The 25,051-nt window shown below is 69.0% G+C and carries 23 protein-coding genes and 1 pseudogene; 3 read left to right on the forward strand and 21 right to left on the reverse strand.

What is annotated here, in order from left to right:
* Position 1: 1 nt before the first annotated feature.
* From ITJ62_RS07675 to ITJ62_RS07760, 18 genes and pseudogenes are all read right to left on the reverse strand, one after another.
* Positions 2 to 589 (reverse strand): hypothetical protein, encoded by a 588-nt coding sequence (locus ITJ62_RS07675; RefSeq protein ID WP_194600667.1) that lies wholly within the window; start codon positions 587 to 589, stop codon positions 2 to 4.
* The gene (locus ITJ62_RS07680; RefSeq protein WP_370581864.1) at positions 589 to 1,956 is read right to left on the reverse strand and encodes a dihydroorotase; all 1,368 of its coding nucleotides are present in this window, start codon (positions 1,954 to 1,956) and stop codon (positions 589 to 591) included. The genes ITJ62_RS07675 and ITJ62_RS07680 overlap by 1 nt, the downstream gene beginning before the upstream one ends.
* Complete coding sequence (locus ITJ62_RS07685) at positions 1,949 to 2,908, reverse strand: aspartate carbamoyltransferase catalytic subunit (RefSeq protein ID WP_071260160.1); 960 nt, start codon at positions 2,906 to 2,908, stop codon at positions 1,949 to 1,951. Before ITJ62_RS07685 ends, ITJ62_RS07680 begins: the two co-directional genes overlap by 8 nt.
* Positions 2,905 to 3,450: pseudogene (pyrR, locus tag ITJ62_RS07690) on the reverse strand (bifunctional pyr operon transcriptional regulator/uracil phosphoribosyltransferase PyrR); the annotation flags it as partial. The gene ITJ62_RS07685 and the pseudogene pyrR, both read right to left, overlap by 4 nt.
* Before the next feature lie 68 nt (positions 3,451 to 3,518).
* Positions 3,519 to 3,929 (reverse strand): VOC family protein, encoded by a 411-nt coding sequence (locus tag ITJ62_RS07695; protein ID WP_194600670.1) that lies wholly within the window; start codon positions 3,927 to 3,929, stop codon positions 3,519 to 3,521.
* A gap of 2 nt (positions 3,930 to 3,931) precedes the next feature.
* On the reverse strand, positions 3,932 to 4,348 hold the full coding sequence (nusB, locus tag ITJ62_RS07700) for a transcription antitermination factor NusB (RefSeq protein WP_064293834.1): 417 nt from the start codon (positions 4,346 to 4,348) through the stop codon (positions 3,932 to 3,934).
* Positions 4,345 to 4,908 (reverse strand): elongation factor P, encoded by a 564-nt coding sequence (efp, locus tag ITJ62_RS07705; protein ID WP_056005785.1) that lies wholly within the window; start codon positions 4,906 to 4,908, stop codon positions 4,345 to 4,347. Before efp ends, nusB begins: the two co-directional genes overlap by 4 nt.
* 116 nt (positions 4,909 to 5,024) lie before the next feature.
* Positions 5,025 to 5,468, reverse strand: coding sequence for a type II 3-dehydroquinate dehydratase (locus tag ITJ62_RS07710; RefSeq protein ID WP_194600672.1), 444 nt, complete (start codon positions 5,466 to 5,468; stop codon positions 5,025 to 5,027).
* A 52-nt stretch (positions 5,469 to 5,520) separates the two neighbouring features.
* Positions 5,521 to 6,618: a 3-dehydroquinate synthase gene (aroB, locus tag ITJ62_RS07715; protein WP_194600674.1), complete on the reverse strand. Its 1,098-nt coding sequence runs from the start codon at positions 6,616 to 6,618 to the stop codon at positions 5,521 to 5,523.
* Positions 6,615 to 7,133, reverse strand: coding sequence for a shikimate kinase (locus ITJ62_RS07720; RefSeq protein ID WP_194600676.1), 519 nt, complete (start codon positions 7,131 to 7,133; stop codon positions 6,615 to 6,617). The genes aroB and ITJ62_RS07720 overlap by 4 nt, the downstream gene beginning before the upstream one ends.
* Positions 7,126 to 8,340 carry a chorismate synthase gene (gene aroC, locus ITJ62_RS07725; protein WP_064293830.1) on the reverse strand — a complete coding sequence of 405 codons (1,215 nt, stop codon included), beginning with the start codon at positions 8,338 to 8,340 and terminating at the stop codon, positions 7,126 to 7,128. The genes ITJ62_RS07720 and aroC overlap by 8 nt, the downstream gene beginning before the upstream one ends.
* Before the next feature lie 94 nt (positions 8,341 to 8,434).
* On the reverse strand, positions 8,435 to 9,334 hold the full coding sequence (locus tag ITJ62_RS07730) for a shikimate dehydrogenase (protein ID WP_194600678.1): 900 nt from the start codon (positions 9,332 to 9,334) through the stop codon (positions 8,435 to 8,437).
* A 16-nt stretch (positions 9,335 to 9,350) separates the two neighbouring features.
* Entirely contained in the window at positions 9,351 to 10,832 is a 1,482-nt protein-coding gene (gene mltG, locus ITJ62_RS07735; protein WP_370581865.1) for an endolytic transglycosylase MltG, read from the reverse strand.
* Positions 10,833 to 10,935: 103 nt separating this feature from the next.
* Positions 10,936 to 11,406, reverse strand: coding sequence for a Holliday junction resolvase RuvX (gene ruvX, locus ITJ62_RS07740; protein WP_138947071.1), 471 nt, complete (start codon positions 11,404 to 11,406; stop codon positions 10,936 to 10,938).
* A gap of 1 nt (position 11,407) precedes the next feature.
* Complete coding sequence (gene alaS / locus ITJ62_RS07745) at positions 11,408 to 14,062, reverse strand: alanine--tRNA ligase (RefSeq protein WP_194600682.1); 2,655 nt, start codon at positions 14,060 to 14,062, stop codon at positions 11,408 to 11,410.
* Positions 14,063 to 14,131: 69 nt separating this feature from the next.
* Positions 14,132 to 14,365 (reverse strand): hypothetical protein, encoded by a 234-nt coding sequence (locus ITJ62_RS07750; RefSeq protein ID WP_079002498.1) that lies wholly within the window; start codon positions 14,363 to 14,365, stop codon positions 14,132 to 14,134.
* A 160-nt stretch (positions 14,366 to 14,525) separates the two neighbouring features.
* Entirely contained in the window at positions 14,526 to 15,155 is a 630-nt protein-coding gene (rpsD, locus tag ITJ62_RS07755; RefSeq protein WP_064293825.1) for a 30S ribosomal protein S4, read from the reverse strand.
* Positions 15,156 to 15,377: 222 nt separating this feature from the next.
* Positions 15,378 to 16,829 carry a replication-associated recombination protein A gene (locus ITJ62_RS07760; RefSeq protein ID WP_082915828.1) on the reverse strand — a complete coding sequence of 484 codons (1,452 nt, stop codon included), beginning with the start codon at positions 16,827 to 16,829 and terminating at the stop codon, positions 15,378 to 15,380.
* A 184-nt stretch (positions 16,830 to 17,013) separates the two neighbouring features.
* Here ITJ62_RS07760 and ITJ62_RS07765 point away from each other — a divergent pair, with 184 nt between their 5' ends.
* The 3 genes from ITJ62_RS07765 (at position 17,014) to ITJ62_RS07775 (ending at position 19,955) form a co-directional block, all read left to right on the forward strand.
* Complete coding sequence (locus tag ITJ62_RS07765; RefSeq protein WP_194600684.1) at positions 17,014 to 17,820, forward strand: peptidylprolyl isomerase; 807 nt, start codon at positions 17,014 to 17,016, stop codon at positions 17,818 to 17,820.
* A 133-nt stretch (positions 17,821 to 17,953) separates the two neighbouring features.
* On the forward strand, positions 17,954 to 19,183 hold the full coding sequence (locus ITJ62_RS07770) for a DUF349 domain-containing protein (RefSeq protein ID WP_369808437.1): 1,230 nt from the start codon (positions 17,954 to 17,956) through the stop codon (positions 19,181 to 19,183).
* A gap of 94 nt (positions 19,184 to 19,277) precedes the next feature.
* Positions 19,278 to 19,955 (forward strand): hypothetical protein, encoded by a 678-nt coding sequence (locus ITJ62_RS07775; RefSeq protein WP_194600687.1) that lies wholly within the window; start codon positions 19,278 to 19,280, stop codon positions 19,953 to 19,955.
* Here ITJ62_RS07775 and ITJ62_RS07780 read toward each other — a convergent pair.
* Genes ITJ62_RS07780 through secD form a run of 3 tightly spaced genes read right to left on the reverse strand, consistent with a single transcriptional unit; the run spans position 19,942 to position 25,037 of the window.
* Positions 19,942 to 22,197: a bifunctional (p)ppGpp synthetase/guanosine-3',5'-bis(diphosphate) 3'-pyrophosphohydrolase gene (locus tag ITJ62_RS07780; protein WP_079705918.1), complete on the reverse strand. Its 2,256-nt coding sequence runs from the start codon at positions 22,195 to 22,197 to the stop codon at positions 19,942 to 19,944. The two genes, ITJ62_RS07775 and ITJ62_RS07780, sit on opposite strands and share 14 nt — an antisense overlap.
* A 48-nt stretch (positions 22,198 to 22,245) precedes the next feature.
* Entirely contained in the window at positions 22,246 to 23,286 is a 1,041-nt protein-coding gene (secF, locus tag ITJ62_RS07785; protein ID WP_079705917.1) for a protein translocase subunit SecF, read from the reverse strand.
* Positions 23,286 to 25,037 (reverse strand): protein translocase subunit SecD, encoded by a 1,752-nt coding sequence (gene secD / locus ITJ62_RS07790; RefSeq protein ID WP_064293819.1) that lies wholly within the window; start codon positions 25,035 to 25,037, stop codon positions 23,286 to 23,288. Before secD ends, secF begins: the two co-directional genes overlap by 1 nt.
* Between the last annotated feature and the right edge of the window lie 14 nt (positions 25,038 to 25,051).

Genomic DNA, 25,051 nt, shown 5'->3' on the forward strand with positions numbered 1-25,051 from the left:
GTCAAGCCCTCTCGTGAGGCGGTGGGGTGGAGTCGTCGGCCGAGGTGGTGTCGGTGACGGTGTCTGGGGTGCCCGTCGGCCGGAGTCCGGCGTCCGCGGCGGGGATGAGGCTCGTGACGGTGTCGATGATGCGGGCGCGGTCCGCCTGCTCGAGGACGCGGAAGGTGCTGTCCGCGATCACCGTCGGGACGGGGCGCCAGCTCAGACGGATGAGCCCGCCCGGCTCGACGACCCGGTCGATCGTGAGGTTGGTCTGGTCGACGCCGACGATGCTCGTCGCCGGGATGAACGTCGGCCGCTCCCCCGGGACGTCGACGACGACTCCGGCGGCTCCGAGTTCGAGCGTGACCCGGGATCGGTAGCGCAGTCCCTGCAACGCCAGCCGTTCGAGCGGCTGGTCGTGCTTCGACGTCGCGACGTAGAGGACCTCGACCGTCAGTGACGGGACCGGCCGCGGGTCGGGGAGCTCCGCGAGAGGACCGACCTGGGCGTCGCGCGCGACGCGGCGTCGCCAGGCGAAGGCCATGAGGGTGAGGATGCCGAGGAGGACGAGGGCGACGAGGACGGCCGCGAGGATCCGCCCATCCATCAGTGCTCGACCTCCGCGGATCGCGCGGCGCGGCGTGCTGCGGTCGCGACCTGCTCCGTCGGGAGCACGACGCCGTCCAGGACGGTCGCGTAGCCCCGGTGGAAGGTGGCGACGACGCGGCCGGGCAGCTCCAGGCCGAGGTAGGGCGAGTTCACGCCCTTGCCGGCCAGGTCGGCCGTGCCGAACGGACGGGTGGCGGCGGTGTCGTAGAGCACGACCTCCGCCGGAGCGCCGGCCTCGATCGAAGCCCCCTGCCCGGTGATCCGTCCGATCCTCGCCGGCGTCGCCGAGAGCACCCGGGCGACGTCGTTCCAGTCCAGGAGCCCGGTCGCGACCATCGACGCGTGCACGACGGAGAGAGCGGACTCGAGGCCCACCATGCCGTTCGCGGCGGCGTCCCACTCGCAGTCCTTGGCCTCGACCGGGTGCGGTGCGTGGTCCGTGGCGACGATGTCGATCGTGCCGTCCGCGAGGGCCTCGCGCAGCGCCTGGACGTCCTCCGCGCGTCGCAGGGGCGGGTTCACCTTGTACCGGGCGTCGTAGCTGGACACCAGCTCCTCGGTGAGGAGCAGGTGGTGTGGCGTGACCTCGGCCGTGACGGGGATGCCCCGGGCCTTCGCCCAGCGGATGACGTCGACGGAACCGGCCGTCGAGACGTGGCAGATGTGGAGGCGGGAACCCACGTGCTCGGCGAGGAGCACGTCGCGGGCGATGATCGACTCCTCGGCGACCGCCGGCCACCCGGTGAGCCCGAGTTCGCCGGAGAGGGCGCCCTCGTTCATCTGCGCGCCGACGGTGAGCCGGGGCTCCTGCGCGTGCTGGGCGATCACGCCGTCGAAGGCCTTCACGTACTCCAGCGCGCGGCGCATGAGCAGCGGGTCGGACACGCAGAGGCCGTCGTCCGAGAAGACCCGGACCTTGGCACGCGAGGAGGCCATGGCGCCGAGTTCGGCGAGTCGTTCCCCGGCCAGTCCGACCGTCACGGCACCGATCGGCTGCACCGTGGCGTAGCCGGCGCGTTCACCGAGCGACTGCTCCTGCTCGACGACCCCGGCCGTGTCGGCCACCGGCGAGGTGTTGGCCATCGCGAACACCGCAGTGAAGCCGCCGGCGGCCGCAGCGCGCGTGCCGGTGAGCACGGTCTCGCTCTGTTCGAATCCGGGTTCCCGCAGATGCGTGTGGAGGTCGACGAGCCCGGGCAGCGCGAGGAGGCCGTCCGCGTCGACGACGGTCGCTCCGGCGGCACTCAGTCCGGAGCCGCGTTCCGCGATCCGTCCATCGCGCAGGAGGAGGTCGGTGCGCGTCCCGTCGGCGAGCGTCGCTCCGGTGATCAGCGTGACGTCGTGGTTCGAAGTGGGCTCAGACACGGGTGGATTCCTCTCGATCGCCGGACAACAGCAGGTATAACGCGGCCATCCGGACCGACACCCCGTTGGCGACCTGTTCGAGGACGGTCGACCGGGGTGAGTCGGCTGCCCCGGACGAGATCTCCAGACCGCGGTTCATCGGCCCGGGGTGCATGACAATGCTAGCCGGATCGAGGCGGGCGAGCCGCTCGTCGTCGAGCCCCCAGCGCCTGGAATACTCCCGGCTGTTGGGGAAAAAGGCGGCGTGCATGCGTTCGGACTGGATCCGGAGCATCATCAGCACGTCGGGACGCTGGGCGATCGCGTCGTCCAGGTCGTAGCGGACGGTGGCCGGCCAGGGACCGAGGTCCACCGGGAGCAGCGTCGGCGGAGCGACGAGGGTCACCTCGGCGCCGAGCGTGTCGAGCAGCCAGACGTTCGAGCGGGCGACCCGGGAATGCAGGATGTCGCCGACGATCGTCACCGCCACCCCGTCGAGCGCGCGACCGCGGGACCGCTCGCCGTGGAGGCGCTTGCGCATCGTGAACGCGTCCAGGAGGGCCTGCGTCGGGTGCTCGTGCGTCCCGTCCCCCGCATTCAGGATGCCGGCGTCGATCCACCCGCTGTCGGCGAGGGTCTGCGGCGCTCCGGACGCGGAGTGTCGGATCACGACGGCGTCGGCATGCATCGCGGCGAGGGTCTGCGCGGTGTCCTTCAGGCTTTCACCCTTCGAGACGCTCGACCCCTTCGCGCTGAAGGTGATGACGTCTGCGGACAGCCGTTTTGCGGCAGCCTCGAACGAGATGCGCGTGCGGGTCGAGTCCTCGAAGAAGAGGTTGACGACCGTCTTCCCACGGAGGGTCGGGAGCTTGCGGACCTCACGGAACTGCGTCTCGGCCATGTCCTCCGCGACGTCGAGGATCTCGATCGCCTCGTCGCGGGTGAGGGTCTTCGTCGACAGCAGATGCCTCATTCGCCGCTCCCCTCGATCGTTACCGAGTCGTCGCCGTCGAACTCCGTGAGCCGGACGAAGATGCGCTCCGCCTGCGAGGAGGGCAGGTTCTTCCCCACGAAGTCGGGTCGGATCGGGAGCTCGCGGTGCCCGCGGTCGACGAGCGCGGCGAGCCGTACGACGCGCGGGCGGCCCAGGTCGGTCAGCGCGTCGAGGGCGGCGCGGATCGTGCGGCCCGAGTACAGGACGTCGTCGACGAGGACGACCGTGCGCCCGTCGATCCCCTGCGGCGGCAGCGTCGTGGGCTGTGGTGCACGGGTCGGGTGTTTCGCCAGGTCGTCGCGGTACATCGTGACGTCGAGTGCACCCGAGACGATGGTCGCGCCCGAGATCGAGGAGATCGTGGCGGCGATCCGCTTCGCGAGGATGACCCCGCGTGTCGGGATGCCGAGGATCACGAGGTCGTCTGCTCCGCGGTTGGACTCGAGGATCTCGTGGGAGATCCGAGTCAACGCCCGCGCGATGTCAGCTTCGTGCAGCACGGTACGTGCGCTCATCGCCGACTCCCTTCTCCGCCTCTCTGGACGGTCTTAAAGGTTGTCTTGGTCAACACCCGAGCCTAGCAGTCGGATCAGGCCTCGTAGAGCTCCAACGGGAGGCCGTCGGGATCGAAGAAGAACAGCATCTTGCGCGAGGTGTGCGGGTCGATCCGGACGTCTTCGACGCGGACCCCCAGCTCCACCAGACGGGCGTGGCCGGCGTCGACGTCGTCGACGGCGAAGGCGAGGTGCCGCAGTCCGAGCGCTTCGGGTCCGGATGCGCGTGCCGGCGTGTCCGGGAAGGAGAACAGCTCGATGAGGTACTCACCGTTCAGTGCGAGGTCGCCCATCCAGGAGTCCCGCTCGGCCCGGTACACCTCGGTGATCAGCTCACAGCCGAGCACCGAGGTGTAGAAGCGCTTGGAGGCCTCGTAGTCGCTGGCGATGATCGCGATGTGGTGCACGCGCTTCAACGGCAGGGCCGGACCGGTCTCGTCGCTCATCGTCACCGCGGGTTGATCTGCGAGATCTTGCCGAGCAGGCCGTTGATGAAGCCGGCCGAGTCGTCGGTCGACAGCGTCTTGGCCGCCTCGACCGCTTCGTCGATGGCGACGCCGTGCGGCACCTCGTCGTTGAACAGGATCTCCCAGATCGCGATCCGGAGGATGGCACGGTCGACCGTGGGCATCCGCGCGAGCGTCCAGCCCTGCGCGTACGTCTCGATCTGTTCGTCGATCTCCTCGGCGTGGTCGCCGACGCCGTCGACGATCTCCCGCGCGTACAACCACGAGGCCTGGCGGTCGGGCTCGCTGACGGCGCGAGACGCTTCCGCGGACAGGACTTCAGCGAGGGTCTGCTGACGGACGTCGGCCTGGTACAGCAGATCGAGGGCGCGCTTGCGCGCCTTGGTACGAGCGCTCACTCGTTGACGCGACCGAGGTAGTCGCCCGTGCGGGTGTCGACCTTGACCTTGGTGCCGGTCTCGAGGAACAGGGGGACCTGGATCTCGTAGCCGGTCTCGACGGTCGCCGGCTTCGTGCCACCGGTCGAGCGGTCGCCCTGGAGCCCGGGCTCCGTGTATGTGACCTCGAGGATGACCGACGCGGGGAGCTCGACATACAGCGGGTTGCCGTTGTTGAGCGCGACCGTGACGTCCTGGTTCTCGAGGAGGAAGTTCTTGGTGTCGCCGACGACGACGGCGGGGATGGTGATCTGGTCGTAGTCGCTCTTGTCCATGAAGACGAAGGAGTCGCCGTCCGCGTACAGGTAGGTGAAGTCGCGGCGGTCGACGTTCTCGACGTCGATCTTCGTGCCGGCGTTGTACGTCTTGTCGACGACCTTGCCGGTCATGATGTTCTTCATCTTGGTGCGGACGAACGCGCCACCCTTGCCCGGCTTGACGTGCTGGAACTCGATCACCGTCCAGAGCTGCCCGTCGATGTTCAGGACGATGCCGTTCTTGATGTCAGCGGTAGAAGCCATGCGCGAGAATGTCCGTTCGTGGAAAGTGTGCGGCCGGATACGACCCAACGAACGAGTGTAACCGCTGCGAGGACCCGTGACCAACGCGCCCGTGGTGGATCAGGGCGCCGCGCACGTCACTCGGCGCTGCAGCGCACCACGAGGTTGAGGGCGAGGCGGTACGAGTCGAAGCCGAAACCGGCGATCACGCCGGTCGCGACACCGGAGATCACGCTCGTGTGACGGAAGGCCTCGCGGGCGTGCGGATTCGAGAGGTGCACCTCGACGAGCAGGAGGCCGGCCTTCGTGACCATGGCCGCCGCGTCGCGGAGCCCGTAGCTGTAGTGGGTGAACGCCGCGGGGTTGAGGATCACGGACGTCCCGGAGTCGACGGCCTCGTGGAGCCAGCCGATCAGCTCGCCTTCGTCGTCCGTCTGACGCAGGTCGATCCGCGTCCCGTCGCCCGCGTCGGCCTCGAGCACGGTGCGCAGCGCATCGAGGTCGGCCGAGCCGTAGACGTCGGGTTCACGGCTGCCGAGGCGTCCGAGGTTCGGTCCGTTGAGGACGAGCACGGTGGTCATGAGTCGAGGGTATCCGTTCGGGTCGAGCGCTCACGGAGCGCGACGGCGTCGGTCAGGAGCCGATCTCCTGGTAGGCGGCGAAGAGCAGCGAGGTCTCGGGCCCCTGGAGGACGGTCGGCTTGGCGAGGTCGTCGAGCACGATGAACCGCAACATCGAACCACGCGTCTTCTTGTCGCGCTGCATCGTCGCGAGCAGGGTGTTCCAGCGACCCACCGGATAGGCGATCGGCAGGCTGAGGAGCTCCAGGACGCGACGGTGGCGGTCGACGACCTCGTCCGACAGTCGGCCGGCGAGGCGGGACAGCTCGGCGACGTACATCATGCCGATCGCCACCGCGGCACCGTGTCGCCACTGATACCGTTCGGCGTGCTCGATGGCGTGCCCCAGCGTGTGCCCGTAGTTGAGGATCTCGCGGAGGCCCTGCTCGGTGAAGTCCTCGCTGACGACGTCGGCCTTCATCCGGATCGCGAGCTCGATGCAGCGGCGGAAGGCGGGCGTGTCGGGGTCGGTCGCGGCGTCGACGTCGGCCTCGATGAGGTCGAGGATCTCCGGGTAGCGGATGAACCCGGCCTTGGCCACCTCGGCGAACCCGGCGAGGATCTCGTTCTTCGGGAGGGTGTCGAGCGTGTCGAGATCGCAGACGACGGCGGCCGGGGCGTAGAAGGCGCCGACGAGGTTCTTGCCTTCCGCGGTGTTGATGCCCGTCTTCCCGCCCACGGCCGCGTCGACCATGCCGAGGACCGTCGTGGGGACCTGCACGAGCCGGACGCCGCGCAGCCAGGTGGCGGCGACGAAGCCGGCGAGGTCGGTGACGGCGCCACCGCCGAAGCCGATGACCGCGTCGGAGCGCGTGAAGTCGGCCTGCCCGAGGACTCCCCAGCAGAACGCGGCGACCTCGACCCGTTTCCCCGCCTCGGCGTCGGGCACCTCGGCGAGCAGCACCTGGTACCGGTCGCTCAGGGTCTCGCGCAGCTTGGCCGCCTTCTCGCCCAGCGTCGCGGGGTGGACGATGAGGACCCGCTGCACGCCGGTCCCGAGGGCGTCGACGAGCACGTCCTCCAGCCCTCTCCCGATCGTGATGGGGTACGGCGAGGATCCCGTCACCTCGATGACGGTCCGCTCGGTCGAGGTGGTCGGTTCGGTGCTCATGCAGGCTCCTTCACCCAGGCGACGAGCTCGTCGACGATGCCTGAGATGGGTCGGTGCGAGGTGTCGAAGGTGACATCCGCGAGTCGTTCGTACACGGGACGCCGGGCGGCGGCGATGCGCGACCACGCGCCGGGGTCGTCGCGGAGGAGTGGACGCTTGTCGAGGTTGGCCCGTGCCAGCACGGCCTCCTCGGTGACCGTCAGGAGCACGACGCGTGCATCGGCGAGCTCACGCTGCGTGTCCTCGTCGAGGACCGCTCCCCCGCCGAGTGAGACGATCGCCGGCTGTTCGAGGGCAGTGGCGACCGCCGCACGCTCCAGGGCACGGAAGTGCGCCTCGCCGTGTCGCTCGAAGATGCGCGCGATCGCGCCGTGCTCGCCGGACACGACGTTGTCGGTGTCGACGAACGGCACTCCCAGGCGCTTCGCCAACTGCTTGCCGACCCGGCTCTTCCCCGACCCCATCGGTCCGATGAGGACGACGGGGAGCCGGAGATCGGCGGCCTGCTCAGGCATCGGCGCTGGAGGCGTGGTCGCCTCGCGTGCGCAGGTTCGACGGGATCGCTGCCAGGTATCCGTCGAGGTTGCGCTTCGTCTCGGGGACGGAGTCGCCACCGAACTTCTCGAGCACCGCTTCGGCGAGGACCAGGGCCACCATCGCCTCGGCCACGACACCCGAGGCCGGGACCGCGCAGACGTCCGAGCGCTGGTGGTGCGCGGTGGCGGCCTCGCTCGTCGCGACGTCGACCGTGCGGAGCGAGTGCGGGACGGTCGCGATCGGCTTCATGCCGGCGCGGACGCGGAGGACGGTACCGGTGGTCATGCCACCCTCGGTGCCGCCGGCGCGGTCGCTCTGTCGGGCGATGCCGTCGCTCTCCTGGACGAGCTCGTCGTGGGCCGCGGAACCGCGACGCGTCGTCGTGAGGAAGCCGTCGCCGACTTCCACACCCTTGATGGCCTGGATGCCCATGAGTGCTGCCGCGAGCCGTGCGTCGAGTCGGCGGTCCCAGTGGACGTAGGAGCCGAGCCCCGGTGGGAGTCCGTAGGCCAGGACCTCGACGATGCCGCCGAGGGTGTCGCCGTCCTTCTTGGCCGCGTCGACCTCGGCGACCATGCGCTCCGAGGTCGCCTTGTCGAAGCAGCGCAGCGGATCGGCGTCCAGCGCGTCGACGTCGGCCGGCACCGGCAGCGGGCTGTCTTCGGGAACGCGCACAGGGCCGATCGACAGCGTGTGGCTGACGAGGGTGATGCCCAGCTCGCCGAGGAAGGAGCGCGCGACGGCACCCAGGGCGACGCGCGCAGCGGTCTCGCGTGCGCTGGCGCGTTCGAGCACGGGACGCGCCTCGTCGAAGCCGTACTTCTGCATGCCCGTCAGGTCGGCGTGGCCGGGACGCGGACGGGTGAGCGCGGCGCTGCGGCCGCGAGACTTGTCGGAGATCTCGGTCGGCTCGGGGCTCATGACCTCGGCCCACTTCGGCCATTCGGTGTTGCCGATACGGATCGCGATCGGGCTGCCCATGGAGAAGCCGTGGCGGACGCCACCGGACAGGTTGAGCTCGTCCTCCTCGAACTTCATGCGGGACCCTCGGCCGTAGCCGAGCTTCCGTCGGGCGAGGTCGGCGCGGACGCCGTCCATGGAGATGGGGACGCCGGACGGGAGTCCCTCGAGGACGGCGATGAGTTCCGGGCCGTGAGACTCTCCGGCAGTGAGCCAACGAAGCATGGTCCTATCCTTCCATAGAGCCGGGACGCGACCGTGCGCCTTCGTCCGACGGCCCGGCGGGTGTGCAGGTGGGCGACGGATGCGTCCGAAGCGGTCAGTGCGACGCGACCGGTGCTCCGGTGTGATCGAGGTGGACCGTGTCGAGCATCGCCCGGAGCACCGTCGCCTCGTCCTCGAGTGGGAGGAGCGGATCGTCGAGGACGAAGATCCGGACCTGGAGCAACGCCTGGTGCACGAGCATCGACAGCCCGCTGAGGACCGACCCGCCGGCCTGCGACCACGCCTCCGCGAGCACACTCGGCCACGGGTCGTACGCGACGTCGAGGAGGAGCGCGCCCGGGGCATGGGACAGGACCGGACCCGGTTCGGTGAGGGCGCCGCCGGGAAGGGTGCTGATCACGAGTGGTGCGTCAGGCGTCTCACCGTCGAGCGGCCCTGAGGCGAACCGCAGCCCCAGCCGGCCGGCGAGGTCCTCGAGTGGTCGCGCCTGGGCCGGTCGTCGAAGCGCCACGTGGACGTGTTCGGCACCGAGGTCCGCCGCCGCCATGATCGCCGAGGAGGCCGTCGCTCCCCCGCCCAGGACGACCGCGGACGCGATCGTGTCGACGCCGGCCGCCCCGATCGCGCGGACGATGCCGCCGACGTCGGTGTTGAACCCCTCGATCCGACGGGATCCGTCTTCGGCTCGGCGGAGACGCAACGTGTTGACCGCCCCGGTCTCGGTTGCGGCGCGGTCGGCCACGTCGGCCAGCTCGAGCGCGCGATGCTTCAGGGGCATGGTCAGCGAGAGTCCCCGCCAGTCCGAGCCGAGGTCGTCGAGGAAGGCCGAGAGGTCGGCCGCCTCGAGTTCATGGCGACCGTAGTCCCAGTCAAGCCCCAGCACCCGGTAGGCGGCCTCGTGCAGTGCCGGGGACTTGGAGTGGGCGATGGGCGCGCCGAGCACGGCGAGCCGCGGCTGCCCGTCCTCGCCGTGACCCGGCCCTGGTCCACTCATGTGCGCCACGCTTCCGCTACTGGTACTCGGGGTGCTCGTCCATCCAGGACAGCCACTTGTCGACCGCGGCCTCGTGCTCCTCCTGGGTGGTGGAGAAGATCGTCTCGCCGGAGTCGAGGTTCCACGTGACGAAGTAGAGCCAGGGTCCGTCGGCCGGGTGCAGCGCGGCGTCGATCGCGAGGTCACCCGGGTTCGAGATCGGTCGTACGACCATGCCCGGGTGGACGTAGGTGTTGTACGGGTTCGAAGCGTCGGCGCGCTCGGCGTCCGTGGTCGACACCCGGTGGGTGTTGCCCGTCCCGTACGCGACCGTGGCGTCGGACTGCAGCAGACCGCTCTCCCACTGGGCCGGGTCCAGCCGGTTGAGGAAGACCCGAGACACCTTGTAGTAGTCGTCGCGGAGGCCCGCCTCCTTCTGGATGAGCGAGGCCAGGACGATGGTCTTCCAGCGGTCCTCGGGCTTCACCCCGGCGTCGTCGAGCGCCTGGAACGACCGGTTCACGAGGGTCTGGAGGACGGCGTGCGCATCGCCGCCGTCGGGGAGGCTGTAGGTCGCCGGGAAGAGGAACCCCTCGAGCGAGGTCGCCTCGGCGGGGAGACCGAAGGACGCGACGTCGGCGGCCGCCGCCTGGAGTTCCTCCAGCGGGATGCCGGTGCCCTCCGCGATCGACGGCAGTGCGTCCTGCTCCGCGGTGCCCTCGGGGATGACGAAGGTGTCCTCCATGCGGTTCGCCTCATCGGTCAGTGCCGCAAGGGCGGACTCGGCGCTCATCTTGAGCTTCAGTTTGTAGGCGCCAGGGAAGAACTCCGGCTGGGTGGGCTGTGCGAGGAGGAGGTCGTAGAAGGCGTCGAACGACTTCGTGACCCCAGCGTCGTGCAGGCTCGTCGCGATGTCCTCACCGATGTCGCCCTCGTTGACCATGACGACGGCCTCGCCGCTGCCGGCGCCCTCGTAGTCGTTGGGCTCCTCCCAGCCGAGGACCTTGCGGATCTGCGGCTCGTAGCTCGTCCACACGACCGCGGCACAGGCGACGAGACCCCCGACGACGACGATCGACACGATGAGTGCGATGAGCCCGCGTCGACCACGTCGGCGCTTCGGCGGTTCCCCACCGGCCAGCGCACGACGGCGCCCCCGATGGATCGGCTGCGGCCCGCTGTCGTTGGCCGTGTCGTCCTCAGCGAGCAGGTCCTCGAACGCGGGGATGGTCGCGGTCCTGGCGCGGGACGCCGAGGATTCGGTGTCGTCCGACTCGGGCGCACGTGGGGTCGGCGCGCTCACGGGTGTGTCGTTCCTGGCCGGCTCGCTGACGCCGGGGTCACCCGACGACGCGGCGGTCGAGGGGGCGTCGACCGATGAGGCGTCGACCGACGCGGCGCCGGTCGGGGCCGGTGCGGCCGTGTCGCTCGCGGCGTCGTCATCGACGGGCTCGGGCGGCGTCGAGGCGGCTTCCGCGGCCTCACGCTGCTGACGTGCCTCTCGTCGGGACAATGGCACCGGCTGCTCCCCCGCGGCGTTCCGTTCGGACGTGAAGAGGTCTGCGAGCGGATCGTCTGCTGGGTTGTTCTGAGGTGTCAGATTCGACACAGGCACGTCCTGTTCACGGGTCGACGGGGCTTCCGGGGGGTCGCCCCGAACCGCGTTCGGCGTCGAGGGCGTACTGCAAGAGTATGACGGCCGCCACCTGATCGACAATCGAGCGGGTCTGCTTCTGTCGTTTCCCAGCGGAGCGCAAGGCGCTGTGGGCGGTCACCGTCGTCAGCCGCTCGTCGACGAGACGGGCCGGGACACCGGTGATCGACCTGAGCCGGGCCGCGAACTCCCGGGCGTCCTGCGTGGACGCAGTGTCCTTCCCCGACAGGGCGATCGGGAGACCGACGACGAGCTCCACCGCGCCGAGTTCTTCGGCGATGACTGCGATCGCCCGGATGTCGGCGTCACCGCCGAGGTCCCGTGGGACCGTCTCAACCGGTGTGGCCAACAGGCCGTCGGGATCGCTTCTCGCGACTCCGACCCTGGCCTTCCCGACGTCGATCCCGAGTCGGACTCCGCGACGGAACCCGTCCGTCATGTCAGGCGATCTCGCGGGCGATCGCAGCGAGGGCGTCGCCGAGCGCGGTGGCGTCGACGCCGCCACCCTGTGCGAGGTCGTCCTTCCCGCCACCGTTGCCGCCGAGGACACCGGCCGCGACCCGGACGAGGACGCCTGCCTTGAGTCCGGCGTCGCGGGCACCCTGGTTCGTCGCGACGACGATCGCGGGCTTCCCGCCGACGACCGCGCCCAGGGCGACGACCGCCGGGCTCGCGCCGAGCTGCTCGCGGAGCTGCGTGACGAGCGTCCTGACGTCGTTCGGTGACCCGAGCTCGCCCAGGTGCTCGGCGACGAGCGACACCGGGCCGACGCGGTGAGCGGTCAGCGCCAGTGCCGGGAGACGTTCGCTCAGCCCACGGGCTTCGAACGCGGCGATCTTCTTCTCAGCGGCCTTGAGGTTCGCGACGAGTTCGGCGATGCGGTCGGGCAGCTGCTCCTTCGGCGTCTTGAGGCTGCCGGAGAGCTGTGACACGAGCGCCCGCTCGGCGGCGAGGTCGCGGAAGGCCTCGAGTCCGACGAGCGACTCCACCCGACGGTTCGTCGAGCCGACGGACGACTCGCTGACGAGGTTGATCAACCCGATCTCGGCGCTGGAGCTGACGTGCGTGCCCGCACACAGCTCACGCGACCACGGCCCGCCGATGTCGACGACGCGGACGGTCTCGCCGTACTTCTCGCCGAACAGCGCCATGGCGCCGAGCGCCTTCGCGTCGTCGAGCGCCATCTCGCGGGTGCTCACCTGCAGGTTGTCGCGGATGGCGTTGTTGGAGATCTCCTCGATCTCCGACTTCGTCGCCGGTGACAGCGGCTGGTTCCAGGTGAAGTCGAGCCGGAGATAGCCTGCCTTGTTCGACGAACCGGACTGGTGGGCACTGTCGCCCAACACCTGTCGCAGGGCGGCGTGGATGATGTGCGTACCGGAGTGCGCCTGCTGCGCGCCGCGGCGGTAGCTCGCGTCGACGATGGTCGTCGCCGGTGCGTCAACGCCCACCTCGCCCTGGCTCACCTGCACCTTGTGCGCGATGAGACCCTTGACCGGCTTCTGGACGTCGAGCACCTCGAGCTCGTATCCGGGACCGACGATGACGCCCTGGTCGGCCTCCTGCCCGCCGGACTCGGCGTACAACGAGGTCTCCGCCAGGATCACCTCGGCGATGTCGCCGGCGACCGCGCGCTGCACCGGGTGGCCGCCAACGATGATGCCGAGGATGCGGCTCTCGGTCTCGAGCTCGGTGTAGCCGGTGAACACGGTCTCGCCCTTGGCGCGGATGTCGCTGTAGACCGAGAGGTCGGCGAGGACGCTCTTCTTCGCCTTCGCGTCGGCCTTCGCCCGCTGGCGCTGCGCGGTCATGAGCGAATCGAACGCGTCGCGATCGACGGAGAGGCCTGCCTCCTCCGCGATCTCGAGGGTCAGGTCGATGGGGAACCCATAGGTGTCGTGCAGCAGGAACGCGGAGTCGCCGGCGAGGGCCGTCCGACCCGTGCCCTTGGTCTGCTCGAGCGCGAGGTCGAGGATGGTCGTTCCGCTGGCCAGTGTCCGGAGGAAGGTCTCCTCCTCAGCGTAGGCGCTCTGCGAGATCCGGCCGAAGTCGGTCTCGACCTCGGGGTAGGCGGCCTTCATGGCGTCGCGCGAGGCGGAGAACAGCTCGGGGAACGTCGCGGTGTCGACGCCGAGGAGGCGCATCGCACGGACGGTCCGTCGCATGAGGCGGCGGAGGATGTATCCGCGTCCCTCGTTCGACGGCGTGATGCCGTCGCTCATGAGCATGAGCGAGGAACGCACGTGGTCGGCGATGACGCGCATTCGGACGTCGTCGTCGTGGTCGGCACCGTAGCGACGGCCGCTCAACTCGGCGGCGCGATCGAGGACCGGCCGCACCTGGTCGATCTCGTACATGTTCTCGACGCCCTGCTTGAGGAAGGCGACCCGCTCGAGCCCCATGCCGGTGTCGATGTTCTTCTTCGGGAGTTCGCCGACGATGTCGAAGTCGACCTTGCCGCGGACGTTCTCGATCAGGTACTGCATGAAGACGAGGTTCCAGATCTCGACGTACCGGTCGTCGTCGGTCGCCGGTCCGCCGTCGGCTCCGTACGCGGGACCGCGGTCGAAGAAGATCTCCGAGCACGGGCCGGCCGGTCCGGGCTGACCCGTCGACCAGTAGTTCGTGTCCTTGTCGAGCCGCTGGATGCGGTGCTCGGGGAGCCCTGCGACGCGCTTCCAGAGGTCGATCGCCTCGTCGTCGTCCTTGTACACGGTGACCCAGAGGTCCTTCTCGTCGAAGGCGAGGCCGCCGCTCGACTCACTGCCGGTCAGGAGCTCCCACGCGTAGGTGATCGCCCCCTCCTTGAAGTAGTCGCCGAAGGAGAAGTTGCCGTTCATCTGGAAGAAGGTGCCGTGCCGGGGCGTCTTGCCCACCTCTTCGATGTCGTTGGTGCGGATGCACTTCTGGACGCTCGTGGCGCGGTTGAACGGCGCGGGGACGACGCCGGTGAGGTACGGCACGAACGGCACCATGCCGGCGACCGTGAAGAGGAGCGAGGGGTCGTCGCTGACGAGGGAGGCGGAGGGGACGACGGTGTGCCCCCGATCGCCGAAGAAGGTGAGCCAGCGGGAGCGGATGTCAGCGGTGTCCATGGTGTCCGTACGTCAGGGGTGTGCGTGTCGATGTTCGTGCGCTGCGGCGATGCCCGTCCGGGCGTGCCGCTACGGCTTGGTGAGGTCTTCTGCGGCGTCCTCGACGCGCGCGACGACGGACTCCGCCGTGTCGCGCAGCTGCGCCTCGCGCTCCTTGTAGGCGTCGCCGACGGTGTCGGTGAACTCCCTGACGCGTGAGTCCAGCTCGGAGAAGAACCGCTTGCCGGACTGTGTCTTGTTGATCTCGTGGGCGACGACGAAGCCGGCGCCGATGCCGACGATCAGCCAGAACACGTTCTTCATGGGGAACTCCTCATCTGCGGTGCGACCACCCGGGCGTCGCCGGGCGTACCAAGCATCCATCGTAGTCGAGCGCGGTGGACCGTTGGCGTCGTACAACGACGAAGAGGCACCGGCCGGAGCCGATGCCTCTTCGTGTGGTGCCCTGAGCCGGGCCGCAGTCCTAGCGGGCTGCGTAGTACTCGACGACGAGCTGCACTTCACAGGTCACGGGGACCTCGGCGCGCTTCGGGCGACGCTCGAGACGTGCCTGGAGCTTGTCGAGCTCGACCGAGAGGTACGCGGGCACCTTCGGCAGGACGTCGACGTGACCGCCGGCAGCGGCGACCTGGAAGGGCTCGGTGCCCTCGGAGCGCGGCTTGACGTGGATGAGCTGGCCCGGCTTCACGCGGAAGGACGGGCGGTCGACGAGCTGGCCGTCGACCATGATGTGGCGGTGCACGACCATCTGGCGAGCCTGAGCCGTGGTGCGGGCGAAGCCGGCACGGAGGACGAGCGCGTCGAGACGGGTCTCGAGGATCTCGACGAGGTTCTCACCCGTCAGGCCCTGGGTGCGACGTGCCTCCTGGAAGGCGATCTTGAGCTGAGCCTCGCGGATGCCGTACTGGGCGCGCAGACGCTGCTTCTCGCGCAGACGGACGGCGTAGTCGCTGTCGGCCTTGCGCTTGGTGCGGCCGTGCTCACCGGGAGCGTAGGGACGCTTCTCGAGGTACTTGGCGGCCTTCGGGGTGAGGGCGATGCCGAGTGCCCGCGAGAGGCGGGTCTTGCTGCGGGTACGTGACTTGGTAGACACGGTTTCCTTTCGATGAAGTCTCAAACGATGAATGACCGGCGCGAAGACGCGTCGGTGATCCGGAATCACACCGGACAAAGTCAGAGGGGTCCGCCGGGGCTGTTCGGCTACAGAACACGCCCGTCGAACACGGTGATCGAGCAGCCGCGCAGTCACACCGGTTCTAGGCGGATCAATACTAGCACGACGTGCCCCGGTCGCCGGGCCGCCGCGACCCGACGATCACTCGCCCCGGACGATCTTCCGGAGTTTGTCCAACCGTGCCGAGATGTCACGCTCGTGGCCGTGGTCGGTGGGTTGGTAGTACCGGACGTCGCGGAGCTCGTCGGGCAGGTACTGCTGGGCGACGACACCGATCGGGTGGTCGTGCGGGTAGCGGTAGCCCTTGCCGTGTCCGAGGCGCTTGGCGCCCGCGTAGTGGGCGTCGCGCATCGGCTTCGGTACGCGTCCGAAGGCTCCGGCCCTGACGTCGGCGATGGCCTGGTCGATGGCGACGTAGGCCGCGTTCGACTTGGCGGCGGTGGCCAGGTACACCACGGCCTCGGCCAGCGGGATGCGCCCCTCGGGCATGCCGATGAACTGGACGGCGTCGGCGGCCGCCACGGCGATGGGCAGCGCCTGCGGGTCGGCGATGCCGATGTCCTCGGCCGCGGAGATGATGATGCGGCGGGCGATGAAGCGCGGGTCCTCCCCCGCCTCGATCATCCGAGCGAGGTAGTGCAGCGCGGCGTCGACGTCGGACCCGCGGATGCTCTTGATGAACGCGCTGATGACGTCGTAGTGCTCGTCGCCGTTGCGGTCGTATCGGAGCAGGGCGCGGTCGACCGCCTGCGAGACGAGCTCATCGGTGATGACGGGACCGCGGGGCGCCCGCGTCGCGGTGTCGGAGTCGTCGTCCACCCCGTCTTCGTCGTCTTCGTCGTCCTCATCGCCGACGTCGAGGAGGCCCGCGTCGTCGAGATCGAGCTCGTCGGGGTCGACCGGAGCGCCGAGATCGGAGTCGGCTGCGATCGCGGCCGCCTCGAGCGCCGTCAGGGCGCGTCGGGCATCGCCGGATGACAACTGGATGATCGCGGCGCGGGCCTCAGGCGTCACGGTGAAGCGACCGGCCAGGCCACGCGGGTCGGTCACGGCCCGGTCGATGAGGATGCCGAGGTCGTCGTCGCTCAGCTGTTCGAGCGTGAGCAGCAGCGAACGCGACAGCAGCGGGGAGATGACGGAGAAGGACGGGTTCTCGGTCGTCGCGGCGACCAGGATGACCCAGCCGTTCTCCACGCCGGGGAGCAGGGCGTCCTGCTGTGCCTTCGTGAACCGGTGGATCTCGTCGAGGAAGAGGACGGTCGAGCTGCCGTAGAGGTCGCGGCTCGACATCGCCTCCTCCATGACCTGCCGGACGTCCTTGACGCCCGCCGTCACGGCCGAGAGCTCGACGAACCGGCGACCGGAGCTGTGCGCGATGGCCTGCGCGAGCGTCGTCTTCCCGGTGCCCGGTGGGCCCCAGAGGATGACGGACACGGCCGCCTGCGTCCCCTCGTTGTCGCTCGCCAGGCGGACGAGCGGCGAGCCGGGGCGGAGCAGGTGCTGCTGGCCGGCGACCTCCTCGAGGCTGCGGGGCCGCATGCGCACGGCGAGCGGGACCGGTGCGCCGGCGATGCCGGGTCCTCGACTGAACATTCCACCAGGCTAGCCGCAGCCTGCGACACGCGGACCCGCTGCAGAACGGGGTCGCCGCCGTCGTGCGCCGTTTGGTCCGCGCGGAGCGCTCCCCGTAAGGTTCTCCTGGGCAGTCCGCCGCGGGCGTGGTGCCAGATGACAGCGCGATGCCGCCGCTCGGCCGACGGCACCTGGAGGGAACGACGTGGCAACGAGCAAGGGTCCGGACAAAGAGGCACGCGCAGCACGCGCACGGCTGCGCGCCTACAACGCCCGGCGCACCGTGCACGAGCACCGCTCCAAGCGCCGCGTCCGCGACAACGTGATCGCCGCTGCGGCGCTCGTCGTCATCCTCGCCGGTGCCACGGCTGCGCAGGTGTTCTTCTTCGCCGGCGGTCCGGGCACCCCGGTCGCGACGCCCACCGCCTCCGCCGAGGCCGGGGCCTGCGGTGTCACCGGGGCCACCGACGGCGCGAACACCGGCGAAGTCCCCGCGAGCACGATCGCCGAGGACCGCGACTGGAGCGGTGAGATGACGATCAACGACGTCGTCATGAACCTCACTCTCGACGGAGGCTGCGCGCCGCAGGGCGTCTCCTCCTTCATCTCCCTCGCCCAGTCCGGCTTCTACGACGGCGTCACCTGCCACCGCCTCACGACGAGCGGCATCTACGTCCTGCAGTGCGGCGACCCCGACGGCACCGGCACCGGCGGCCCCGGGTACAGCTACGGCCCGGTCGAGAACGCACCGACGGACGACGTCTACCCGGCCGGCACCATCGCCATGGCACGCCAGGGAGGGAACGGCTACAGCAACGGTTCGCAGTTCTTCCTCGTGTACCAGGACTCGACCATCCCGTCCGACGCCGCCGGCGGCTACACCGTGCTCGGCCAGATCACGAGCGGTCTCGACCAGCTCGTCTCGAGTGTCGTGTCCGGCGGTGTCGCAGACGGCAGCGGTGACGGTGCTCCAGCGGTCCCCGCCACCATCACCTCGGTGACGGTCCAGTAGCGCGTGCAGTAACCTGCACCAGACGGAACCGACCGGCGCAAGCGGTCGCCCCGAGCAGGACTCGGGGTAATAGGCTTGTGGATCGATCACGATCGCCACGAACGGCGGTCAACACACAGCAAGGGTGATGCGCGTGACCAGTCCAGAGATCGAACCGTGGGGTCGTGTCGACGACGACGGCACCGTCTACGTCCGTGAGGCCGACGGTGAACGAGCGGTCGGACAGTACCCCGACGGTTCCAAGGAGGAGGCGCTCGCGTACTTCGAGCGCAAGTTCACGGACCTCGCCGGACAGGTGACGCTCCTCGAGCAGCGCGCGAAGCGCGGTGCACCGGCGACGGACGTCGCGAAGGCAGTGAAGTCGATCACCAAGCAGGTCGAGTCCGCCAACGCGGTCGGCAACCTCCAGGCGCTCCTGACCCGCCTCGCGGCGCTCGACGGCACCGTGAGCGAGCTGACCGAGGCGCAGAGCCAGGAGACCAAGGCAGCGCTCGAGGAAGCGGCACGCGCGCGTCTCGCGATCGTCGAGGAAGCCGAGCAGCTCGCGCAGCAGGATCCGGCACGGGTGCAGTGGAAGCAGACCTCGGCGCGACTCGACGAACTCTTCGCCGAGTGGCAGCGCCAGCAGCACGACGGTCCGCGTCTCGCGAAGAACGACGCCAACGACCTCTGGAAGCGGTTCCGGACGGCGCGCGCGACGATCGAGCAGCACCGTCGTGCGTTCTACACGGAGCTGGACTCGGTCCACAAGGAGGCCCGCGCGATCAAGCAGAAGCTCGTCGAGCGTGCCGAGGCCCTCATCGCTAAGGGCGCCGAAGGCATCCCCGCCTACCGCAGCCTGCTCGACGAGTGGAAGGCCTCCCCGCGTGCCGGGAAGCGCCAGGATGACGCGCTCTGGGCGAAGTTCAAGGCCGCAGGCGACGCGATCTACGGCGCGAAGGCCGAGATCGACGCGCGCGACAACGAGGAGTTCCAGGGCAACCTGGATTTGAAGCTCGCGGTGTTGGCGGATGCCGAGCCGATCCTGGCCGACACGAATCGGGACTCGGCGCGCAAGGCGCTCACCGACATCCAGCGTCGGTGGGACGAGATCGGCAAGGTCCCGCGCGAGCAGGTCCGCGTCGTCGAAGACCGTCTGCGCAAGATCGAGACCCACGTCAAGCAGCTCGAGGACGAGCACTGGAAGCGCAACAACCCCGAGACGAAGGCTCGTACCGAGGGGCTCGCGAGCCAGCTCGCCGACGCCATCGCCAAGCTCGAGGACGAGGTCGAGGCGGCACGAGCCTCCGGTGACGCCGACCGGCTGACCGCCGCCATCGAGGCGCTGGATGCTCGCAAGGCGTGGCTCGGGGCGATCCGCTAGGCGGATCCGCTCCACCAACCGCGTGACGGACGCGGTTCTCCACAGATCCGTCGACGATCCTCCTGCTGCCGGACGGCTGCAGGAGGATCGTCGTATGTCCACGGCACTCCAGACGTCCTCCCCCACCGAGCCACACTGCACGACGGATCCCTCGGCCTCCACGAGCCGCCTCCCCGCCTACCTCCAGCCGCCTGAGCTCTCCGTCGCTGAGTTCGCCGCCGCGCGGCTCGACGGCGAGGTCTTCGCCTTCGAAGACGGCTACTGCAGTGTCGACGAACCCGACACCGTCAGGCTGCGTGCGGCGGTCCTCGAACAGCTGCCCGGGCTGGCCGGCGCAGTCATCGCCGAGACGAGTGCTGCCTGGCTGCACGGCGCGGCGCTCATCGCACCGAGGGTCCACACGGGCTTCGTGTCGATTGAACGGCGAAGCGCGCGTTCGCCCCGGTTGCGTCTGCGTCAGGTGTCACTCCGCGCCGACGACAGCGAACGGTGCGGCGCACTGCGGGTCACGACCCCCACGCGCACGGTAGCGGACCTGGCGCGGCGCACCGGGGCCGACACGGAGGAGGCCATGTCGACGATCCGCAACTACTTCCTGCTCGGGCTCACCAGCCCTGAGGAGGTCGTCGCGTGGGTCCGCTCCGTCCCACGGGTCCTCGGCGGCACACGGATCGTCCGTGTCGTGTCGAGTGCCACCGAGGTGATGCTCCCCGGCCTCGAGCCGACTCGGAGCGAACTGGCGTCCTGGTCGCTCCCGCTCAGCCGCCGTTGACCCGGTAGACGTCGTAGACGGTGTCGATCCGCCGGACCGCGTTCAACACGCGGTCGAGGTGGGTGGTGTCCCCCATCTCGAACACGAAGCGGCTGATGGCCAGGCGGTCGCTCGAGGTGTTCACCGTCGCCGACAGGATGTTGACGTGGTACTCGGACAGCACCCGCGTGACATCCGACAACAGTCCGGCTCGATCGAGTGCCTCGACCTGGATCTGGACGAGGAACACGCTCTTCGACGACGGAGCCCACTCCACATCGATCATGCGCTCGGGCTCCTGCAGGAGGCCTTGGACGTTGTGGCAGTCCGAACGGTGGACGGAGACGCCGGAGCCCCGCGTGACGAACCCGACGATCTCATCACCCGGGACCGGGGTACAGCACTTCGCGAGCTTGACCAGGATGTCGGGAGCACCGAGCACGAGGACCCCGGAGTCGCTGTTCTGCAGCCGCTCACGGCGGCTCCCGCGGACCGGGACGGTGTACTCGGCGTGCTCGCTGTCGGCGTCCTTCTGCAGGAGCGCGACGACCTTCTCGAGCACGGACTGCGTCGAGACGTGGCCCTCGCCGACGGCCGCGTAGAGCGCCGTGACGTCCTCGTAGCGCAGCTGCGCCGCGACCTCGGCGAACGAGTCCTGGTTCATGAGCTTCTGGAGCGGCAGGTTCTGCTTGCGCATCGCCCGCGCGATCGCGTCACGGCCCTGCTCGATGGCCTCGTCGCGTCGCTCTTTCGTGAACCACTGGCGGATCTTGTTCCGCGCCCGAGGGCTCTTGACGAAGTTCAACCAGTCCTGGCTCGGACCGGAGTCGGGGTTCTTCGAGGTGAAGACCTCCACCACGTCGCCCGTGTTGAGCGAACTCTCCAGCGGCACGAGCCGCCCGTTGACCCGGGCGCCCATCGTCCGGTGGCCGACCTCCGTGTGGACGGCGTAGGCGAAGTCGACCGGCGTCGCGCCGGCGGGCAGGCCGACGACACGCCCCTTCGGGGTGAAGACGTAGACCTCCTTCGCGCCGATCTCGAACCGCAACGAGTCGAGGAACTCCCCCGGGTCCGCCGTCTCCGCCTGCCAGTCGGAGATGTGGGCGAGCCAGGCCATCGAGCTGTCGGGCTCGGCGGAGGACGCGGTCTTCCCGCTGTTCATCCGCTCCTTGTACTTCCAGTGCGCGGCGACACCGAACTCGGCCCGCTGGTGCATCTCGTTCGTGCGGATCTGGATCTCGACGGGCTTCCCGCCCGGTCCGACGACGGTGGTGTGCAGCGACTGGTACAGGTTGAACTTCGGCGTGGCGATGTAGTCCTTGAAGCGCCCCGGGACGGGCGTCCACCGTGCGTGGATCGACCCGAGGACCGCGTAGCAGTCGCGCAGCGAGTTGACGAGGACGCGGATGCCGACGAGGTCGTAGATGTCGTCGAACTCGCGGCCGCGGACGACCATCTTCTGGTAGATCGAGTAGTACTGCTTCGGGCGACCGGCGACCTTGCCGCGGATCTTCTGCGCCTTGAGGTCCTCGTTCACCGCGTCGATGACGTGCTGCACGTATTCCTCGCGCTGCGGTGTCCGCTGCTTGACGAGCGATTCGATCTCGGCGTAGAGCTTCGGGTACAACACGGCGAAGGACAGGTCTTCGAGCTCCCACTTGATCGCCTGGATCCCGAGGCGGTGCGCGAGCGGTGCGTAGATCTCGAGGGTCTCCGTGGCCTTCTTCGCCGCCTTCTCGGCCGGGACGAATCCCCAGGTCCGTGCGTTGTGCAGCCGGTCGGCGAGCTTGATGATGAGGACGCGGATGTCCTTCGACATCGCGACGATCATCTTCCGGACCGTCTCGGCCTGGGCGCTGTCGCCGTACTTGACCTTGTCGAGCTTCGTGACGCCGTCGACGAGCATGGCGACCTCGTCGCCGAAGTCGGCGTGGAGTTGGTCGAGCGAGTAGTCGGTGTCCTCGACGGTGTCGTGGAGGAGGGCGGCGACGATCGTCTTCGGTCCGATGCCGAGGTCGGCCAGGATCTGGGAGACGGCGACCGGGTGCGTGATGTACGGTTCGCCGCTCTGGCGCTTCTGGCCGGAGTGGGCCCGCTCGGCGACCGTGTACGCACGTTCGATGAGCGCCAGGTCGGCCTTGGGATGGTGCTGCCGCACCGTCCGCATCAGGGTGTCGACGGCGCCGGCCGGCTGTGCCTTCGAGAAGATCCGTGGGACGAGACGGCGCAGGGAGGCCGTCGAGGATGTCGTGGTGTCCGCCATCTCAGGCCTCCCTGCGCTCGTGCACGCGGTTGTCGGTCGCTGTCGGGGTCAACGCGCCAGCGGCGCGTCTGCTTCCGTGCGTTCGCCCTCGGCGTCATCCGAGGTCTGAGCGCGCTCGCGCGCCTGCAGCACGCGCTTGTCGTGCTTGGCGATGCGGGGCTCGTTGTGCCGGAAGTTCGCGTAGAGCGGTGCGGCGACGAAGATCGTCGAGTACGTGCCGACGAGGATACCGACGAGCAGGGCGAGCGAGATGTCGCGCAGCGTGTCGGCACCGAGGACGAAGGCACCGAAGAACAGGATCGCCGCGACCGGGAGCGCCGCCACGACGCCGGTGTTGATCGAGCGCACCAGGGTCTGGTTGACCGCGAGGTTGACCGACTCCCCGAACGTCCGGGCCGCGCCGTCGGCGTCGAGCGTCGTGTTCTCGCGGATCTTGTCGAACACCACGACGGTGTCGTACAGCGAGAAGCCGAGGATGGTGAGGAAGCCGATCATGGCGGCCGGCGTGATCTCCCAGCCCGTCGCGGCGTAGACACCGGCCGTGATGATGAGGTCGTGCATGAGGGAGAGCAGCGCGGCCGCGGACATCTTCCAGGTTCGGAAGTACAGGGCCATGAGGATCGCCGCGAGCACGAGGAACACGATGAGGCCGACGATCGCCTGCTTGGAGACGTCCTGACCCCATGACGGGCCGATGAACGAACTCGTGATGTCGGACTGTTCGACGCCGTAGGCCTCGGCCAAGGCTGCCGACACCTGCTGGGTGACCTTGTCGTTCTTCAGCTGGTCGGTCTGCACGCGGACCGAGTTGCCTCCGACGACGGTGACGTGGGTGGTCGCGCCGCTGACGACGGACGCGACCGCGTCTTCGGCCAGCGTCTGATCGGTGCTCTTGACGTCGGCGATCTGGAACTGCGAACCACCGCGGAACTCGATGCCGAAGTTGAATCCGCCCTTGACGACCGGGATCAACACGGAGAGGACGACCGCGACGATGGCGATCGTGTACCAGATCTTGCGCTTGCCGACGAAGTCGTAGGAGCGCTTCCCGGTGTAGAGCTCGTTTCCGAACCGTGCGAACGCACCCATCAGGAGTCCTTCCCATCGGTCGGCAGATCGTCTGCTCTGGTGTCGGAGCCGCCTCCGACGAGGGCCGCCTGCTTGCGCTCGGCGATCGTCTGGCGCTTGGCCGCCTCGCGGCTGCTGGACGCGGCCTTGGCGCCGGGCACCGAGACGGGCTTCCGGAACTCCGCGCGACCACGGTAGATGGCGCCGAGCGCCGACGGGTCGAGACCGGTGAACGGCTTGCCGCTGTTGAAGAGCTTCGTCTGGCCGAGGAGCTGCATCATCGGGTGCGTGAACAGCAGCACGACGATGACGTCGATGATCGTGGTCACGCCGAGGGTGAGGGCGAAGCCGCGGACGTTGCCGATCGCGAGGACGTACAGCACCACGGCGGACAGGAGGTTGACACCCTTCGCCGCATAGATGGTGCGCTTGGCGCGCTTCCAGCCGGCTTCGACGGCGGACTCCAGACCGCGGCCGTCGCGGAGTTCGTCCTTGATGCGTTCGAAGTACACGATGAACGAGTCCGCGGTGAAACCGATGGCCACGATGAGGCCCGCTATCCCGGCGAGGGAGAGCCGGAAGCCCTGGCGCCAGGACATCAGCAGGATCACCACATACGTGAGCACCGCAGCCGCGACGAGCGAGGCGATGGTCACGGTTCCGAGGAGCCGGTACTGGAACAGCGTGTAGATGACGACCAGGATGAGCCCGATCAGACCGGCGATGAGGCCGCTCTCCAGCTGCGTCGAACCGAGGGTCGCCGAGATGGTGTCCTGGCTCTGCACGACGAAGCTGATCGGTAGGGCACCGAACTTGAGCTGGTCGGCGAGGGTCTTGGCGGACTCCTCGGTGAAGGAGCCGCTGATCTCGGGCTTGCCGTCCGAGATGACGGCGAGCGACTGCGGTGCGGAGATGACGTTGCCGTCGAGCACGATCGCGAACTGGTTCTGCGGGCTCTGCAGCGAGGTCAGGCGGCCGGTGACATCGGCGAAGAGCGCGGTGCCCTTCTCGTTGAAGACCGGATACACCGCCCACTCGCCCGTGCTCGCACCCGAGGACGTGGTCTTGATGCCGGCGCTCGCGTCGGACAGGTCTTCTCCGGACACCTCGACCGGGCCGAGGACGTACTTGAACGTGCCGTCGACGTCGCAGGTGATGAGCGGGTCGGCGGCGGGCGCTGCGGTGGCGTCGAGCGAGTCCGCGTTCGCGGCGCAGTCGTAGGCCTGGAAGGCGGCGTACAGCGCGGGCGTCACCTGCGACAGGTCGCTCGCGTTGGTCGGCGACGCGGTCGGTGTGCTCTCGAGGCCTGGATCCGGCGTCGGATACGGGGTCGAGGCGCCGTCTTCACCGATGAAGGTGTTGGACGGCTGACCGGGAGTCAGCTGCTGTGAGGTGAGGACCGGACGGAACTCGAGCTTCGCGGAACTCTCGATGCGGTTCAGCGTCGCTTCGTCGGGGGTTCCCGGGATCGAGACGACGACGTTCTGACCCTGCGTCGTGATCTCCGCCTCCGAGACGCCGGACGCGTCGACGCGCTGGCGGATGATCGCCACGGCCTGGTTCAGCTGTTCGTTGGAGACCGTCTGGCCGGACTCCAGCTTCGGCGCGAGGATGATCTGGGTGCCACCCTCGAGGTCGAGGGCCAGCTTGGGCGCCCAAGAGCTGTTCCCCCAGAGGACCCCGGCCGCGTTGATCGCGAACAAACCGATGAGGATTACGCCAAGCCAGGTGAGCGAACGCCACGCTTTCTTGACCGGAGTCGACTTTGCCAAACTCGGAACTCAGC

The sequence above is a fragment of the Plantibacter sp. VKM Ac-2876 genome, assembly GCF_015350715.1.
Taxonomy (GTDB): domain Bacteria; phylum Actinomycetota; class Actinomycetes; order Actinomycetales; family Microbacteriaceae; genus Plantibacter; species Plantibacter auratus.